At 37.6% G+C, this 15,607-nt stretch carries 23 protein-coding genes; 19 read left to right on the top strand and 4 right to left on the bottom strand.

What is annotated here, in order from left to right; genetic code table 11:
- Positions 1–10: 10 nt before the first annotated feature.
- The 4 genes from TOL5_RS14590 to TOL5_RS14575 all read right to left on the bottom strand — a co-directional run bounded on the left by TOL5_RS14590 (position 11) and on the right by TOL5_RS14575 (position 2,105).
- Positions 11–319: a hypothetical protein gene (locus TOL5_RS14590; RefSeq protein WP_221260448.1), complete on the bottom strand. Its 309-nt coding sequence runs from the start codon at positions 317–319 to the stop codon at positions 11–13.
- A complete protein-coding gene (locus TOL5_RS14585) occupies positions 316–786 on the bottom strand; it encodes a hypothetical protein (protein ID WP_221260447.1) in 471 nt (156 codons plus the stop codon). Before TOL5_RS14585 ends, TOL5_RS14590 begins: the two co-directional genes overlap by 4 nt.
- A 224-nt stretch (positions 787–1,010) precedes the next feature.
- Complete coding sequence (locus TOL5_RS14580) at positions 1,011–1,316, bottom strand: hypothetical protein (protein WP_100884737.1); 306 nt, start codon at positions 1,314–1,316, stop codon at positions 1,011–1,013.
- Between the two features lie 15 nt (positions 1,317–1,331).
- On the bottom strand, positions 1,332–2,105 hold the full coding sequence (locus TOL5_RS14575) for a LexA family transcriptional regulator (RefSeq protein ID WP_100884738.1): 774 nt from the start codon (positions 2,103–2,105) through the stop codon (positions 1,332–1,334).
- Between the two features lie 128 nt (positions 2,106–2,233).
- Between TOL5_RS14575 and TOL5_RS14570 the strand changes: the two genes are divergently transcribed.
- The 19 genes from TOL5_RS14570 to TOL5_RS14480 all read left to right on the top strand — a co-directional run bounded on the left by TOL5_RS14570 (position 2,234) and on the right by TOL5_RS14480 (position 15,592).
- On the top strand, positions 2,234–2,455 hold the full coding sequence (locus tag TOL5_RS14570; RefSeq protein WP_100884739.1) for a transcriptional regulator: 222 nt from the start codon (positions 2,234–2,236) through the stop codon (positions 2,453–2,455).
- Positions 2,456–2,525: 70 nt separating this feature from the next.
- A complete protein-coding gene (locus tag TOL5_RS14565; protein ID WP_004824772.1) occupies positions 2,526–3,023 on the top strand; it encodes a phage regulatory CII family protein in 498 nt (165 codons plus the stop codon).
- A 48-nt stretch (positions 3,024–3,071) separates the two neighbouring features.
- Positions 3,072–3,347, top strand: coding sequence for a hypothetical protein (locus tag TOL5_RS14560; protein WP_042085224.1), 276 nt, complete (start codon positions 3,072–3,074; stop codon positions 3,345–3,347).
- Complete coding sequence (locus tag TOL5_RS14555) at positions 3,344–3,652, top strand: hypothetical protein (RefSeq protein WP_221260446.1); 309 nt, start codon at positions 3,344–3,346, stop codon at positions 3,650–3,652. Before TOL5_RS14560 ends, TOL5_RS14555 begins: the two co-directional genes overlap by 4 nt.
- Positions 3,649–3,930, top strand: coding sequence for a hypothetical protein (locus TOL5_RS14550; protein ID WP_221260445.1), 282 nt, complete (start codon positions 3,649–3,651; stop codon positions 3,928–3,930). The genes TOL5_RS14555 and TOL5_RS14550 overlap by 4 nt, the downstream gene beginning before the upstream one ends.
- Positions 3,923–4,324, top strand: a complete 402-nt coding sequence (locus tag TOL5_RS14545; RefSeq protein ID WP_221260444.1) for an HNH endonuclease — start codon at positions 3,923–3,925, stop codon at positions 4,322–4,324. Before TOL5_RS14550 ends, TOL5_RS14545 begins: the two co-directional genes overlap by 8 nt.
- Positions 4,321–5,268, top strand: a complete 948-nt coding sequence (locus TOL5_RS14540) for a helix-turn-helix domain-containing protein (protein WP_221260443.1) — start codon at positions 4,321–4,323, stop codon at positions 5,266–5,268. Before TOL5_RS14545 ends, TOL5_RS14540 begins: the two co-directional genes overlap by 4 nt.
- Positions 5,265–6,728: a DNA cytosine methyltransferase gene (locus TOL5_RS14535; protein WP_221260442.1), complete on the top strand. Its 1,464-nt coding sequence runs from the start codon at positions 5,265–5,267 to the stop codon at positions 6,726–6,728. Before TOL5_RS14540 ends, TOL5_RS14535 begins: the two co-directional genes overlap by 4 nt.
- Positions 6,725–6,892, top strand: a complete 168-nt coding sequence (locus TOL5_RS14530; protein WP_221260441.1) for a hypothetical protein — start codon at positions 6,725–6,727, stop codon at positions 6,890–6,892. The genes TOL5_RS14535 and TOL5_RS14530 overlap by 4 nt, the downstream gene beginning before the upstream one ends.
- A 2-nt stretch (positions 6,893–6,894) precedes the next feature.
- Positions 6,895–7,293: an endonuclease domain-containing protein gene (locus TOL5_RS14525; RefSeq protein ID WP_221260440.1), complete on the top strand. Its 399-nt coding sequence runs from the start codon at positions 6,895–6,897 to the stop codon at positions 7,291–7,293.
- 4 nt (positions 7,294–7,297) lie between these two features.
- A complete protein-coding gene (locus TOL5_RS14520; protein ID WP_221260439.1) occupies positions 7,298–7,987 on the top strand; it encodes a hypothetical protein in 690 nt (229 codons plus the stop codon).
- Positions 7,988–8,710: 723 nt separating this feature from the next.
- On the top strand, positions 8,711–9,535 hold the full coding sequence (locus TOL5_RS14515; RefSeq protein WP_058972097.1) for an NPP1 family protein: 825 nt from the start codon (positions 8,711–8,713) through the stop codon (positions 9,533–9,535).
- Between the two features lie 58 nt (positions 9,536–9,593).
- Positions 9,594–10,079, top strand: a complete 486-nt coding sequence (locus TOL5_RS14510; RefSeq protein WP_151776196.1) for a hypothetical protein — start codon at positions 9,594–9,596, stop codon at positions 10,077–10,079.
- A complete protein-coding gene (locus tag TOL5_RS14505) occupies positions 10,030–10,671 on the top strand; it encodes a putative metallopeptidase (protein ID WP_221260438.1) in 642 nt (213 codons plus the stop codon). The genes TOL5_RS14510 and TOL5_RS14505 overlap by 50 nt, the downstream gene beginning before the upstream one ends.
- A 58-nt stretch (positions 10,672–10,729) precedes the next feature.
- Positions 10,730–11,194, top strand: coding sequence for a DUF2280 domain-containing protein (locus TOL5_RS14500; RefSeq protein WP_042085261.1), 465 nt, complete (start codon positions 10,730–10,732; stop codon positions 11,192–11,194).
- On the top strand, positions 11,184–12,587 hold the full coding sequence (gene terL, locus TOL5_RS14495) for a phage terminase large subunit (RefSeq protein WP_174761507.1): 1,404 nt from the start codon (positions 11,184–11,186) through the stop codon (positions 12,585–12,587). The genes TOL5_RS14500 and terL overlap by 11 nt, the downstream gene beginning before the upstream one ends.
- A 10-nt stretch (positions 12,588–12,597) precedes the next feature.
- Entirely contained in the window at positions 12,598–14,046 is a 1,449-nt protein-coding gene (locus tag TOL5_RS14490) for a phage portal protein family protein (RefSeq protein ID WP_221260437.1), read from the top strand.
- A 7-nt stretch (positions 14,047–14,053) separates the two neighbouring features.
- The gene (locus TOL5_RS14485) at positions 14,054–15,256 is read left to right on the top strand and encodes a phage minor head protein (RefSeq protein WP_151776200.1); all 1,203 of its coding nucleotides are present in this window, start codon (positions 14,054–14,056) and stop codon (positions 15,254–15,256) included.
- A complete protein-coding gene (locus tag TOL5_RS14480) occupies positions 15,257–15,592 on the top strand; it encodes a hypothetical protein (RefSeq protein ID WP_004824739.1) in 336 nt (111 codons plus the stop codon).
- Positions 15,593–15,607 lie beyond the last annotated feature (15 nt).

Genomic DNA, 15,607 nt, shown 5'->3' with positions numbered 1-15,607 from the left:
ATGTAACCCCTTAATTATATTTCGTATTGTTGTAAGCAATACGTTGATTAGCGGAATACGGTGTGCGCTTAAAGCAAGGTTGGTTAAACAATTCTGCTTTAGCTTTACGCTTTTGGAATTTGCGTTCACGTTCGAAATTTTCACGAATCCAAGGTTTCGTTACGTGGGTTTCTTCTGAAACTAAAATCAAAACACCTGATCTATTCACCCAGTAAACATCAGATCCTTTTTGCACATAGATTGATTGACCAAGACGCATACGGAATAAACCGTTTTCACTGCCTTGAAATTCTGAGAAATTTTGAGTAGAAGTTTTCATTGAACTGCCTCCACCAATCGATTACGTTCGATATAACCAACAATCATCTGATTGATATTTCTGTGATCGTTGTAATCGGTGAAATCATTCCAATCGTTACCGTTCACATCTGTAATTTTTTCAACCGCCAAATTTGTAATATCAACGGCTGTAAATTCAGAACCTGGTACGCCGTAACTATCAGGATGTGTCTCAAAATCAAAGCTGACTAAAACTAGAAAGCTATCAAGTTTGATAACTGCTTTCCCTGAAGTTTCAGAAGTGAGCTTTAAAGCATCAACGGTGTAAGTAGAGGGTGTAACATTTGGGATGGGTACTGGTGGCTTGTATTCAGTCGTTTTCTGGTCGTACGCAAGACCAACAGCACCAACAGTGACTAAACCACTTATTGCAGCGACTTTAAGAAAACCCATAGGCTGTGTACGATGTGTAACAATGGGATTGATTGAATTTGGTTTTGTGTTCATAATTCACCTGTTGTATTGAAAAAGCGCATTTGATTTCGAGGTCGGTGCGCTTTTTTATTTGTGTATGAGGTAAAATATACCCACAAGGTAAAATAAAGTAAATACCTTGCAGGTAAAATATTTAAAACATTTTTATACTTTGTAGGTGTATTTTTTGTAATTATTATTTAATAGATAATAAAAAACCCACACGAGGTGGGTATTTTTTTAATAATTTGAATATGTTATTGTGTTTCAGCATACTTTTCTAAAAATTCATCTACCCATCCTTGTGCAACGTCAAGATTAGTAATATCAGTCAGCTTTAAGTTTGTTTCTTCAGCCTCATTAAAACCTTCAATAATCGCTTCAAAAATATTAGCTTCAGCAATCACTTCTCGCGCCATATCAGAAGGATCATAGCTTTGCTTGGCTTTTTTAAGTGAGACTATTTGTTTGTCAATTCCAGCACCTATTTTACCTAAAGCTAATTTAAACTCTTGACGATTAATTGTTAGCGCAGTTTTAGACTTATTTAGTGTTGCGATCATAGTATCCTCTTTTCATTACATGGAATCAGGGTGTTCCTGTTTATGTTGACTTGGTGGGATTATTTCAGTTATTGCAGTGATGCTTTCCACATCATCCATATCAAATGTAATTCTTTCTCCACCATTTACAGCAAGTAAATTTAGGACATTGTTATTAATACCAATCAATTCCTTAATCGTACAACGGCCATCTTTTAAGCAAACTTGAACAAATTCAGTTGGGGTTAATTCTGCATCTGGATCACAAACTACATACCACCCATTACGGATTGCAGGATACATAGAATCACCTGTGCCTTTTATTCCATATGATTTATCACTACCAGACCGAGTAGGGATGTAACCATCGCCACCATTACCCTCATAACCCATATCGGTGAAAAAGCCATCCATTCCCATCTTGCTATAAGCCTTAACTGGAACCCATCTTTTTCGGGTAGGAAGTAGCATTTCAGTAGTATTAGAAAATCTAACAGCATCAGCATTATCAGTAATGTTGTGTTGTTTTTTAAATGCTTCAATATCAAGTTTATTAAAGCTTCCTAAATTCTGTATGGATTCGCTATCTGATTGGTCGAGATACCCTTTAGGTTTATTAAAAGCCTTCTCAATCTTCTCAACAGTATCGTCACCAATATTCTTGGTTGGGTTTTTACCAACATATTGGCTTAACAAATTGTATGACATGTCAATTTTTTCAGCGAACTCAGTCCGATTTAGGCCAGATTCCTTCATTAGCTTTCTAGTATTACCAAGTCTAATTTCATGAATTGTCTTCAATTCAGTCATTTTAAAGTTCACCTTTATTCAGATGTTAGTAATTTACCTATCAGGTAGAAAAAATAAATACCCTGAGAGGTTGTTTTTTGTTTACCTTGTGGGTATATTTATATTTAATTTACCTTTCAGGTGTATTTATGGTGACCCTTTACGATTTCTGGCGTGGACTTGATAAAGATCAACGCATTCAATTTTGTGAAACCACAAAAATTTCCTATGGATACATGGAATCACATCTTATCCATGGCCGAAAAAAACCAAGTATGGAAACCATCCAAAAAATGGTTGATGCAAGTGAAAAAAAATTAACTCACAAAAGCATATTCGACTTCTTTCTTGGAAAGACTGAGACAGCTTAGGAAACAACATGAACAAAGTATCTATTTTTGTTCATAAAAATTAAACGTGAATGATTAAAAGGATTCACATATGGAAATCAATTTAAGCCGAGAAGCTCAAAACGCTATTTGGCAAATGATAAGTAAAACACCTGGTTTTACTCCTAAAGACATTGCCCAAGTAATAGGGGATTCGCATAACACAGTTTGCAATTACGCAAATATCAATATGCCGAATCACTTACCAAGCATCAAAAAATTAGAAGCAATTCTGTATTACACGCAAAACCCAGCATTGTTAAAAATTTGGGCGCATGAGCTTGGTTATGCATTGCTACCTGTTGAGTGTGATCGAAGTAAACATCATGAGCTTTCTATCTTTGAAGCAATGATGCAACACAACATCAAATCAGGAAAAGCAAACAAAGTTGTTTATGACGCCTATGAAGATGGTGTGGTAACACCTCAAGAATATGAAGAAATACACCAACTCACACAGAATTTAATTGAATTGGCGACTGCTGTAGACCAAGCGGCACTTAAGCAAATGAAAAAATTTACATCAGGTGCAGAAATAGAAAAAGCCTGATTTCGTGGATCAGGCTTTTTGTAATTCAAACACTTGCAAGGATTGAATATGAAAACGAATTTAGCACAGCAGAATCAAATAGACAACTTTGACTCAAATTATGAAATGGGTGACTTCATTGTAAAAAAATCAGGGGATGATGACACGCTCTATTGTTTTGCAATCTATAGCGAGTCAGTTTTTGGTTGTTGTTACATAGGGGAACCATATGCCGAAGATGGTGAGATGGTCGATGTTAATGAGATTCGCCCTGCAACAACAGCAGAAATCCAAGCCAAACGCCGCTTAACCGAAGCCGAACAAGCTCTCGCGGAGGTTTCATGACTACAAATCAATACTTCCAAAAGGCACCTGAGCATAAACAGATCCAGTGGACTCAATCATGGTATGAGCCTGCTTTGAAATCATTAAATGTGATTTTAGATGTTCGCCGTGCAAATTTACGCAAAATTAAGCGTGATGAATCAAATGCTGCAGTAACACGAGATGAGTTCATAGAAATTCTTACGACAGAGCACCGTATAACCATTTATCAGGCTGGTGAAATTATCTCGAGTTTATTGCTTGCTGGCAAAATTTTAATGTTTGGTCGTTTCATTCAGATGACTGACGAGGTGGGTGAAGCATGACGACTTCGTATAAAAATGTTGATGTGGAAATAGATATAGATTTGAACGATGTAACCGATTTTATTAGTGAAGCCACTAAATCAGAACTCGAATCAATTACTGAGGCATTAGCATCCAAAGGATTGAATGTCGCATTTTTACATCTTGATTCAGCAACAGTAGCTCATTTGATAAGTCGAGCTAATCAGTTTGGAATTAAAGACATGTTACTTGAATTAAAGCAGGCAGGTGAAAAAGTGGGTTCTTACTTAAACCTAAAGGCGGTGACTCATGAATGAAAATTATGAAATTTGCCAATATTGCCAAGAAGATTACGCAGTAGATTATTACAGCAAAATTAATCCTGAAGTGGTTCTTTGCAATACCTGTGCGGATTTAATTCTTAATGTTGTTCATAAGGCTCAGTATGGTCAATTTATTTCTTGGCCAGAAGCTCAAAAAACATTTGTAGGATACACCAAGAAAAAAATTGGCATAAAACTTCGACTGCAGGTTTATGAACGCGATGGGTTCAAATGCGTAACTTGCGGTTCACAAAAAAATCTAACTCTTGATCACATTAAACCTGAAATTAAGGGTGGAGATTCGAGTTTTGACAACCTTCAGACTATGTGTAAGTCCTGCAACTCGTCAAAAGGTACAAAATATGCACCTGAACGGGGGGATTTATGAGCCTAGATGCAACGATTTGGGCTTGGAAAATTGAGCTCAAAGAACGTAAAGGCGGGTGTAGAAAACCATTGAAGCGTCTCGTTTTACTTTCCCTTGCAGATCGCGCAGGTGAAGATCATGTGTGTTATCCAAGCATGAAACGCCTTGAAGTCGACACCCAAATTGAACGAAAAACAGTTTTAAAAATCATCGCTGAGTTGGTAGAGGATGGTTTGATCATCGATACAGGTGAGCGAAAAGGGGTAACAAAGCAGGTAAAAGTTTACCGTTTAAATGGAATTTATGGGCGTGAAACTGTACCAAAAACGGAACAGTTTAAGGGTGAAAATCCACCCGAAACAGTACCGTTAATGGAACAGTCCCAAAATTGGAACAGTTCCGTTAATGGCACACCTAACAGTGCCAATAATGGGATGCCTAACAGTGCCGTTAATGGGACACAGAATCTCCCAATAGAATCTCCCAATGAATCTAAAAATAAAAATGGGTGGCTGTGTTTTAATAAACTTCGTTTGGAATTAGATCAAGCTGATCCCTCTGTGATTCCGAAAGACATTATCGAAGCAAGTTGGTTTGAGCGCGAAAAGAAAACGTTCGAATTATTCAATGCTGGAAATAATCTTTGTGATGACTTGATGATTTACCACTTTGCAGACTGGCTTTTAAAAAATCGCCATAAATACGGAAATAAATCGAAGTCTGAGCAAATTAATTCAGATCCTGATTTCCTAGTTTTTTCATCCCCTAATCAGCTGTACATGTTCGCTAACAAACTTGCTCACCATCCTGAAGTTATGAGCAAGTACAGCTCTGCAGGTGAGTCATACGAAAATTTAGCGGGTCGCATTGCTGCAAAACTTTCAGATCCAACAGAACGTCAAAACTGGAAATCATACCTGGCTGACGTAGGTTTTAAACCTAAGGGTAAAGGGGCAGTTGTATGAATTTTAATTTACTACCCCATGAATTAATCGTTGATAACTTCGCAGGTGGTGGAGGTACTTCAACAGGGCTTGAGCAGGCATTTGGTAGACCTGTGGACATAGCGATTAATCACGATGAAAAAGCCCTTGCGATGCATCGAGCTAACCACCCTGAAACAAAGCATTATTGTGAATCGGTGTGGGATGTAGATCCAATTCAGGTTACTGGTAATCAACCAGTAGGCTTGGTTTGGTTAAGTCCGGATTGTAAACACTTTTCTAAAGCCAAAGGTGGGAAACCTGTTGAAAAGAAAATTAGAGGATTAGCTTGGGTGGCTTTACGTTGGGCAGCAAAAACACGTCCCAGAGTCATCATGCTTGAAAATGTTGAGGAATTTAAAACATGGGGGCGCGTCACTGAAGATGGAAAACCTTGTCCTAAGCATAAAGGTGAGACATTCAGAAGTTTTGTAAATGCCTTGCGTCATCAAGGATATGAGGTCCAGTGGCGTGAATTAAGAGCATGTGATTATGGAGCACCTACAATTCGGAAAAGGTTTTTCATGGTAGCTCGTCGAGATAGTTTACCAATTGTTTGGCCAAAACCTACACATGGAGATCCAAGCTCGGTTGCCGTAAAAAGTGGCAGATTAAAACCTTGGCGCTCTGCTGCGGAATGCATAGATTGGTCGATTCCTTGTCCAAGTATATTTGACCGAAAAAAATCTTTAGCAGACGCCACATGTCGCCGTGTAGCAACTGGCCTTGTACGTCATATTATTAATAATCCAGAGCCGTTTGTAATCTCAAGTTCTATGCAAATTGCACCGGTAATGACTGAGATTGCAAATACATCAACACCTCGATGTATGCCTGCAAATGAACCATTACGCACAATTTGCGCTCAAGTGAAAGGTGGACATCACGCTTTAGTCACTGCATTTTTGGCAAAGCATTACACGGGTGTAGTTGGAAATGAAATAACTGATCCAGTTAGTACCATTACAGCAAAAGACCATAACAGCTTAGTGACTGGAACCTTAGTCAAACTTAGAAATGGTTGTATTGGGCAAGATCCAAAAGAACCCTTACACACCATTACTTCAAGTGCAGGTCACTTTGCAGCAGTTCAAGCATTTCTGACAGCATTTTATGGCAATGAAAAAGATGGGAATAGTCTAAGTGATCCATTAAGAACAATAACGGCAAAAGAACGTTTTGGTTTAGTGATGATTAAAGGTGTATTGCACCAAATCATAGATATTGGTTTGAGAATGCTACAGCCAGTTGAATTATTTAAAGCGCAGGGTTTTCCAAGCACATACATTTTTAGTTATGGCATTGATGAGTTAGGACAAACCATTAAATTAACAAAGACTGAGCAAAACAGAATGGTTGGAAATTCAGTATCTCCTTATGTGGCAAAGGCTTTGGTTATTTCGAATTTTGCACATGAGAAAGTTCTAAGAGGTGCAGCATGAATCTTGAACCTATACCAGTATGCATGGACTGCTTTATTGCTAATGATGTTCGATATGAACCTGAGCATTTAGAGTTTTTATGCCCAAGCTGTGCTTATTTTAGAGATCAACAAGAAAATGAATCTGAACTTTATGATCAATATGAAGATTGGGAGGAGGATTGATTTTGTCAAGCATCTCTATTGCTGATTATTTGAAGAATTATGCGACAAAGCGAAGGAAACCTAAACGCCGTAATTTGATTAAAAAAGAACATGTTGTAAGTGAAGGAGAAGCAATATTAATTCAGCATTTCAAAGCTTATGGAATTGGATATGAACAAGAGTATCAGTTTAATGAAAATCGTAAATGGAGAGCTGATTTTCACATTACTGGTACCAAAATTTTAATTGAAGTTGAGGGAGGTATTTGGAGCAATGGCAGACATACAAGGGGTAAAGGCTACATAGCAGATATGGAAAAGTATAACTCAGCCACAGAGTTGGGTTATTCAGTGTTTAGATATAGCACTGAGCAGGTGAAAAGCGGTAAAGCGATTGAAGAAATTAGACGGTTAATAGGGTGAGTTTATGACTGCAACAGCAAAATTTGAGAAACATCGAAACGAGACTATAGTTCACGATTTACGCCGTTTATTATTTACTCCAAGTCGCTCAAAAGTCGATTTTACATTGCTCGACTTAGCACAAAAAACAATGGATGGATTTAAGGACGGTGTAGGTGGATCATCAACATTTGGAAGTAAGGCAAATAGTGCTGCTCTAATGATGCAGGATATGAGACCAGAAGTTTATTCAATGTTGTGGGCATTAGTTCGTTCAATCAATCCTACTGATCGTCACTTTGCATTACTTCATAATCTACTAACTTCTGAAATTCGCTTAAAGTTTAAAGAGGATGGTTTTAAAACCAAACAGATAACAACTAAAGAAGCTGCAAAAGGTGTTGCCCGTTCAGCACTTATTCAATTTTTATTTAAACGAGGTATGTGCACCAAATGTAATGGAAAAGGGTTTGTATTTTCAAAAACTGATAAAAAGCATGTTGAGTGCTGTAAATGCGAAGGGAAAAAAGAAAATGCTTACAATCAATCAGAGCGACATCGAATTTCATGTATGAGCATTGATCGAAAAGCTTATTTAAGAACATATGACAAATATGAAAAGGTAGCATTAGAAATATTAGGGGATTGGAGAATTGATCTGGATGCTCACTTAAGAGGATATTTTCACTATGTGTCTGAAGAATACAATTTATGATTGCATAGTCCCAAAATAAAGGGTATATTTTTCTATACTGGTCGTATTACGGTTTATCCGAGACCAAAATAGTTTTTGCATACCCACTGACTCCATCTAGTGGGTATTTTTTTTTGTTTAAAAAATAAACGAAAATATATGTTGTGGATAGCTGTGAAACTTGCTAATGTGAATTTATTGACTAGTTGGAAAGACTGGTACCGAACATTAGTTTTATATACCCCTAAGCATGAACGTTCCGGGGTATTTTTTTGCCTAAAATTTTTTGCTTTTATACCAATTGATATATTGCAGATAGATGACAAAAGGTTAAAATTTACATAGCGATTTCTGGGGGATAGCTATGTGGAATTTTATTAAAAGCTTTAACACAATGAATACTTATTTGATCTTATCTGTTGTTTTGCTTGTTGGGGTGCTAAGCCTATTTCTGGTTTAGATGACTAAAGTTAAAAGAGCGCTTGAACGTGCTTTATATATGCGCTATTAGTTCAGCCGAATAGTACACCTGATTTTAATTAATAAGTTTTTGGTATTACTTATTGTGATTTAACTTTGATAAAGTTCAAGGGGAGCGAATCCGATGTTTATTGTAAGTAAAATTTTATATGTTATTTGAATAATATAGACCCAAACTTAAATATTACCTAATTTCAGGTATTTTTTTTATGCTTTTTTAGTCTTATTTTTGAAACTTAGTAAAATTAATTAAGGGTATTAATCATGAAAAAAGCAATTTTCTCATTATTTGCAATTGGATTTTTGACTCCATTAACTTCATTTGCAGAGAATTGGCCAACACACTTATGTCCAGCTGATGAGGCTGCATGTCTAACAATTAATGCTGAAAATAAGCCACCATCTCCAGTAGACCTAAACAAAGGACGTATTGTATTTGCGTTCGGTACTGATGGTTGTTTAGCTTCATCACCTGTTTGGTTTGATTCAGACAAAAAGGAATTGAAGGCAAATCATGGCATAGGAACAGGAGGAGCTAAAAATGGCCATTGTGGTTATGCTAACCAATTAAGTAAGGCTTACATAGTTTATAACGAAGTTGTATCAAAGAATAAACCTGAATATAAGGCTCGTGTATTTGGATTGTACGCTGTTAAAGATGATGGGTATTTTGGAGGACATCGTCACGAATGGGAGCATGCGATAGTTTGGATGAAGAATGATAAACCAGAATTTGTTTCAACAACTGAACACAAAGGAGTAAACACACGTAAAGCAGGGGATACGGGGCATTTGGCAGGTAATGTAAATGCATTTGGTGTTAAGTATATTATTAAGAAAACAACACATTATTTAGATTTTGCTGGAAGTGATAAAAATAAGATTGTAACAAATAAGGATCCTAGTCCTGATAAATCATGGTTTGGAGCTAAAGATTATGAAGTTGTCGATTTTAAAACTGCTAATGCAAAATTTAAATCTATAATAAATAATTCTGCTAATTGGGGTGAAACGGTGCCTAGAGTAAATGATGCAGAATTTCTAAACAAACATAAACCTAAAGATTGGAAAGATGTAGTTTTTAATTAACTCTGTATTTATTAATTATAAAACCACCCTCTGGGTGGTTTTATAATGGTTAAAATTTATGAAAATTAACCAATACACCAGCCTAACCAAAAAGAAGCCACTTAAAACTAAATCAAGAATAAGACAATTACCTAAGGCATCACAAAAATATTCAGAAGCATTTGAAGACATTGAGCAATCGTTGATTGTATTCAATATTAAGTATGAAAAATTATTCCAATTTGAATCAACTAAACATTGGCGATTCGATTTCCATCTTATTGAACATAGAATTTTAGTTGAGATCTCAGGCGGACCGTGGTCGGGAGGTCGTAAAGGCAAGCTAAAAGATAAAGCTTGGAGTATGGAGCGTTACGATGTTGCTGCCGATATGGGTTACACCGTTGTGAGAATAGAGTCTGCGCCAAGATATAAAATTCAGGAAGATGGACCATTACAGATCGAAGCTAATTTTTCTAGTCAGTGGCTTAAAAATTTGAAAAGGCATATTTTCAATGGAACAGATCAGACCATTTCCACCAACAGACTTGATAGATCAAGCTGAGGAAGAGGAAGCGATTCGCTTGGCACCTGCAGCGGATCTAAAAGAATGGGTAGTAACCAACTTTCTAACGCTTGGCGGTACATTACATAATCCCGACCATGACCACATAGCAGAGCTATTACACGATGATGAAACATTTTTAGCATTCGCTTGGGCTTCATCTGCCGCCGTTGCTAAAAAGAGAATGGTATTAGGTCAATGTGAAAAGGTGATGTTTAACCAAGGCGGTTGGCGTAAAGCTCGGCAAGAGCAACAAATGCGTGACTGGTTTGGGTTTGTTCCTGTTTATCTAATTACAGTTGATGCAAGCTTTTGTGAACGTGCGAACGATCGTGAATTTTGTGCTTTGATTGAGCATGAGCTGTATCACATTGGTGTAGAGCGTGATGAGGAAGGGGAAATACTCTACAGCGATCATACAGGCTTACCTAAACATTACTTAGCAGGTCATGACGTTGAGGAATTTATAGGAGTGGTCAAACGTTGGGGAGCAAGTGAGGACGTTAAGCGCATGGTCGCAGTCGCTCAAAACCCGCCGTTTGTTTCAGACTTGGAAATAACAAAATGCTGCGGAACGTGTCTAATTAACTGAGCCTTGAGGCTCTTTTTTTTGGCTATTTTGCTATACGTAGCTATACGAAGGTGAGTTTATGGCAGCACTTAAAGAGCCTGTGAAAATCTTTATAGTTCAGTCTCTTGCTTGCTTTGAAACCCCTTTACAAGTAGTCGAAGCTGTAAAGCAAGATTTTAATATTGAGATAACCCGGCAACAGGTAGCAGTTTACGATCCAACCAAAGTGGCTGGACGTAATCTAAGCAAAAAATTAAAAGATTTGTTTGAGCGTACGCGGAAAGATTTTCGAGAAAATATTGAAGATATAGCGATCGCAAATAAAGCATTTCGTCTTAATGAACTTCAAAAGATGTACAACGAGTCAGGTAAAAACAAGAGATTAAAACAAAACTTGCTTAAACAAGCATTTCAGGAGACTGATGGTCGTGTCACACGTCAAGAACATACAGGCGCAAATGGCGGAGCAATAAAAACCGAGAATCAAAATGTTTCAGTTGAAGCGTTTAAGGAGGCTCGCAAGGAGATTCTAGATGAATACTGATGCGAGAGAATTGGCAATTCAAGTTGAAGCACAAGAGGACTTATATTTTTTTTCACGCTATATGTTCAAAGAGCGACGGAAATACAAGTGGATGCACAACTGGCATCATCGAGTTATCTGTGATGCTTTGATGAAGGTATTTCGTGGTGAAACAAAACGGCTGATTATAAATATTCCACCGCGTTACTCTAAGACCGAATTAGCCGTTATAAACTTCATGGCTTGGTGCTTTGGTAAAGTGCCAGATTGTGAGTTTATCCATATCAGTTATTCAGCAACTTTAGCAGCCAATAATGCTTTTCAGACTCGTAACTTGGTTCAGGAAACAGCATATAAAAAGATCTTTCCTGATTTTAAACTGCGTGATGATTCTAAAGCTAAAGATGATTGGCGTACTGTTGCTGGGGGTGTCTGCTATGCTCAGGGGACAGGCGGAACGATCACGGGCTTTGGTGCAGGTAAAATCAGAAAGGAGTTTGGTGGTGCAATCATTATTGATGATCCGCACAAAGCTAGTGAGGCTAGTTCAGATACTATTCGAAGTAACGTTATTGAGTGGTTTCAAAACACGCTTGAATCACGAACCAACTCACCTGATACGCCGATTATCGTAATTATGCAGCGTTTGCATGAATCTGATCTTGCAGGCTGGTTACTTGATGGTGGAAATGGTGAAGAGTGGGAACACTTGTGTTTACCTGCGATACAAAATGATGGTTCCGCATTGTGGCCTGCTAAGCATTCGATTGAACGTTTAAGAGTTATGGAAGATGCAGCACCTTATGTATTTTCTGGGCAGTATCGGCAATTACCATCACCACCTGCAGGTGGCTTTTTTAAACCTGACCGAATTGAGATTGTGGATGCTGTTCCTGCAGAATTTATAAAAGAAGTTCGTGCTTGGGATTTGGCTGCCTCAGAAAACGAGGGAGATTGGACAGCAGGTCCACGCATGTTAAAGACTAAAGAAAACATTATATATATTGTTGATATGGTTCGTGGTCGGTGGGGTCCCGATGGGGTTGAGAATACAATTAAGCAGACTGCTCAAATGGATGGTAAATCAGTGGCAATTCGTTTGCCTCAAGATCCTGGTCAAGCAGGTAAGTCTCAAGCAAAAAACTTTATCACAATGCTCAGCGGATTCAATGTAAAAGCTGAAACGGTTTCAGGGGATAAAATTACTCGTGCACAACCTTTTGCCGCTCAAGTCAATATTGGCAACGTGAAGATGTTAAAGGGTGAGTGGAACAAAGCCTTAATAGAAGAATTAAGGAATTTTCCTAATGGCACGCACGATGACCAAGTAGATGGCTGTAGTGATGGATTTACAGAGCTTAACGAGGCAAGGATTGGTAAAAAACCTGCAGGTGCAGGAAGTCGAACTTATTAAAGGTAAAATTATGGCAAAGTCTAAAAAGGGCAAAGATTCTAAGAAGGCTTTGTCCCATGGAAGTCTTTACACTCAAGAAGCCATTTCAAATTTTTTTACTCATTTTGGAAGAAGACCAGATAATGATGAGGTCTTGCGAAAGGCAGGTATTACACGTCACAGATTGAGTGTATTGCTTGATGATGATGAGATAGCTCAAGCCATTGAAACGCGAATAGATGCTTTGCTTGCAACGCCTTTCAGAATTGAACCTAGTGATACTCCAGAAGCTATCAAGCTAAAGGCAGAATTTGACGAATGGTATTTTGAAATTGCTTCAGGCGCATTAAATGCATTGTTCTTTGGATATTCAGTTCAAGAGGCAGTTTATGAGTTAAAAGCTGATGGCTATATAGGATTCAAGTGGGTGGGTGAAAAACCAATGCAATGGTTCGAGCCAAAAAATGATGGAAGATTGATATATCGCCAAGATGGTGGTGGTAATGAAAAGGAAGTCGATCAGGTATTTAAATTCTTCCTCACACGCCGTAAAGCAACTTATGAGCAGCCATTTGGAAAGGCGCTTTTATCAACGCTGTATTGGTTGTTTTTCTTTAAACAAAATGGATTCAAGTTTTGGGCTAAATTTCTTGAACGATTTGGAACACCGATCCTTTTAGGTAAATGTAAAGACACTGAAACAGAAGATATGAACCAAGCATTACTTAATGCTCATGCTCAAAGTGTTTTATCAATTGATTCTGAAGATGATGTTCAAGTTTTAGGTACTTCAGGCGCAAGCGGTACTGCTGGATCTGCATTTGAGATGTTTAACAAGACACTAGCTCAACAAATGCAAAAAGTGATTTTAGGGCAAACGTTGACCAGTGGAACAGATGGAAAAGGGAGTTATGCATTAGGGCAGGTTCATGAGAATGTCAGAGCTGATAAATTAAAATCTGATATTCGTTTGGTAACCCCAACATTACAAGCGGCAATGAATGCATTGTGTAATTTGAATGGATGGGAACAGCATAAAATCATGTTAGGTGAAAAACCTAAGGCTTTAAATAAAGATCAAGCTGAACGTGATACGAACTTAAAAAATGCTGGAGCAAATTTTACTCCTCAATATTTTCAACGTGAGTATGGTTTGCAAGATGGGGATATTGTTGAATCTCAACCGCTATCATCTGCTCAATTCAAAGCATTACCTAATCTACCTTTCAAGTTTAAAGCAGGTAAGCAAAATCTTTCTGCTGATCAGATGGAAGTTGAAGAGCTTACAACTTCTCAAGAGGTGATTAAATTACTCGATCAGAAACAAGTAAATGAGCTGATTCAAAGTAGTAAATCGCCTGAAGAGTTGGCTTTTAATTTAATGCAGTTAATACCAGGTGCAACACAATCAGAATTTACAGCGAATTTAGAACAGGCTTTGTTTACGGCTGGTGTTTTAGGTTGTGTAACTGCCAAGTGAGAGAGTCATGAAACCTGTTACTTTTCTTGAAGCATTAAAATTCGCTGAATCCCGAAAGATCGTATTACCTGATGAATTTTATTCAATAGACTTAAAGACCCGACAATTGGCAACAACGGTCGGGTTTTTATCGAGTATTGAACAAATTCAAACAGTGATTAAGGGAGTCAATAAAGCCATTGCAGATGGTACGACTTTTGAGGATTTTAAAAAGTACGTTGCTGATAATGACATTATTCTAAGTGAATCATATTTAAGTAATGTTTTTAGAACCAATATACAGACAGCTTACAGTCATGGGCGTTGGGAGCAACAACAGCGAAACAAAACTAAAAAGCCGTATTTGATGTACTCGGCTATTGATGATAGTCGGGTTAGACCAGAGCATTTGGCATTAAACAAAATCATACGCCACATAGATGACCCATTTTGGCTGTTGTATTACCCGCCGTGGGGTTTTATGTGCCGATGTACTGTAATTGCGCTTACAGAAGCTCAGGCGAAGAAATACGGTATTACATCGGATGAAGATCTGCCCGAAGTTGCTCAAGAAATGGGATGGTCTACAAGTCCTATGACTTATGGGGATATGTCGAAATTAGTAGACACTAAAATCAGCGAAACGATTTTAGATAAAGATTATCTCTTAGAGCAAAAGAAAGTAGTTCAAGCTGAATGGACTGCATCGTCAAGATTGGCTGATCTATTTGCACCGATGACAGATTCAAGCCGTGATTTATTCAAAGTGATTTCAGATACAGTCATTCCTTTAGATCCTGAAATTAGACCAAGCGCAATCAAGACTTTTATTGATTATGTGCAGGGAAATGATGACAGGCTTACAAGCTATCTTAATCAACCTTCAATCAATCTTGCAGAGGATGTGCTTAAACGATGGATCAAGGAGGATATGTCTAAGATTCAAGCAATATCAGCAAATACGAGTGAAGTCATTTCAGGATCTTCCAGTTTGACTCAAGTTGCATCAATGGAAGTGGGTAAAGTCATCACTTTAGACTCTCCTATGCTAATTGCAGGTGAATCTAACATCATGATTCAAATTGAGAATGCAAAAGGCTTGGGTATTGATCTAGCTAAATTGAATGCAGGTCAGGGCACATTATTGGGATTAGGTCTATCGTTTGAAGTTGTTTCAATTGAAGCAGCGAGCGGGGTAGTTATTTATAAACTTAAAGCATTGGTGAATTAAATGAAACTGATTTTGAAAAATGGAGCAACATTGCTATATAAGAATGGCATGAGCTTAACTGGATTAAACATAGATTCGGTTGTTGCTGAATCTAAAGAAGATCGTGCAAATCTACGAATGTTGTTAACTGACGCTTTAAAAGTGGATAACCAAGGTTGCTACGAATTAGGAGCTTACTTAGCCTCAAAATCCACTCTGAAGCAAGATTATTCGCTCAAAGATAAACTGCGAATCATCAATACATTATCAGTAGCTCTTAAAAGTCATGATTCGGTATTTTATAACCACACTAAAGAGCTTGAAGAGAAGCTTTTAACCTTAATTCAAAGTATTTAAATAATCTTAAACCTA

The organism is Acinetobacter sp. Tol 5 (assembly GCF_019702905.1).
In the GTDB taxonomy this organism is placed as follows: Bacteria; Pseudomonadota; Gammaproteobacteria; order Pseudomonadales; family Moraxellaceae; genus Acinetobacter; species Acinetobacter bereziniae.
This window is presented reverse-complemented; position numbering and strand designations above follow the sequence as displayed.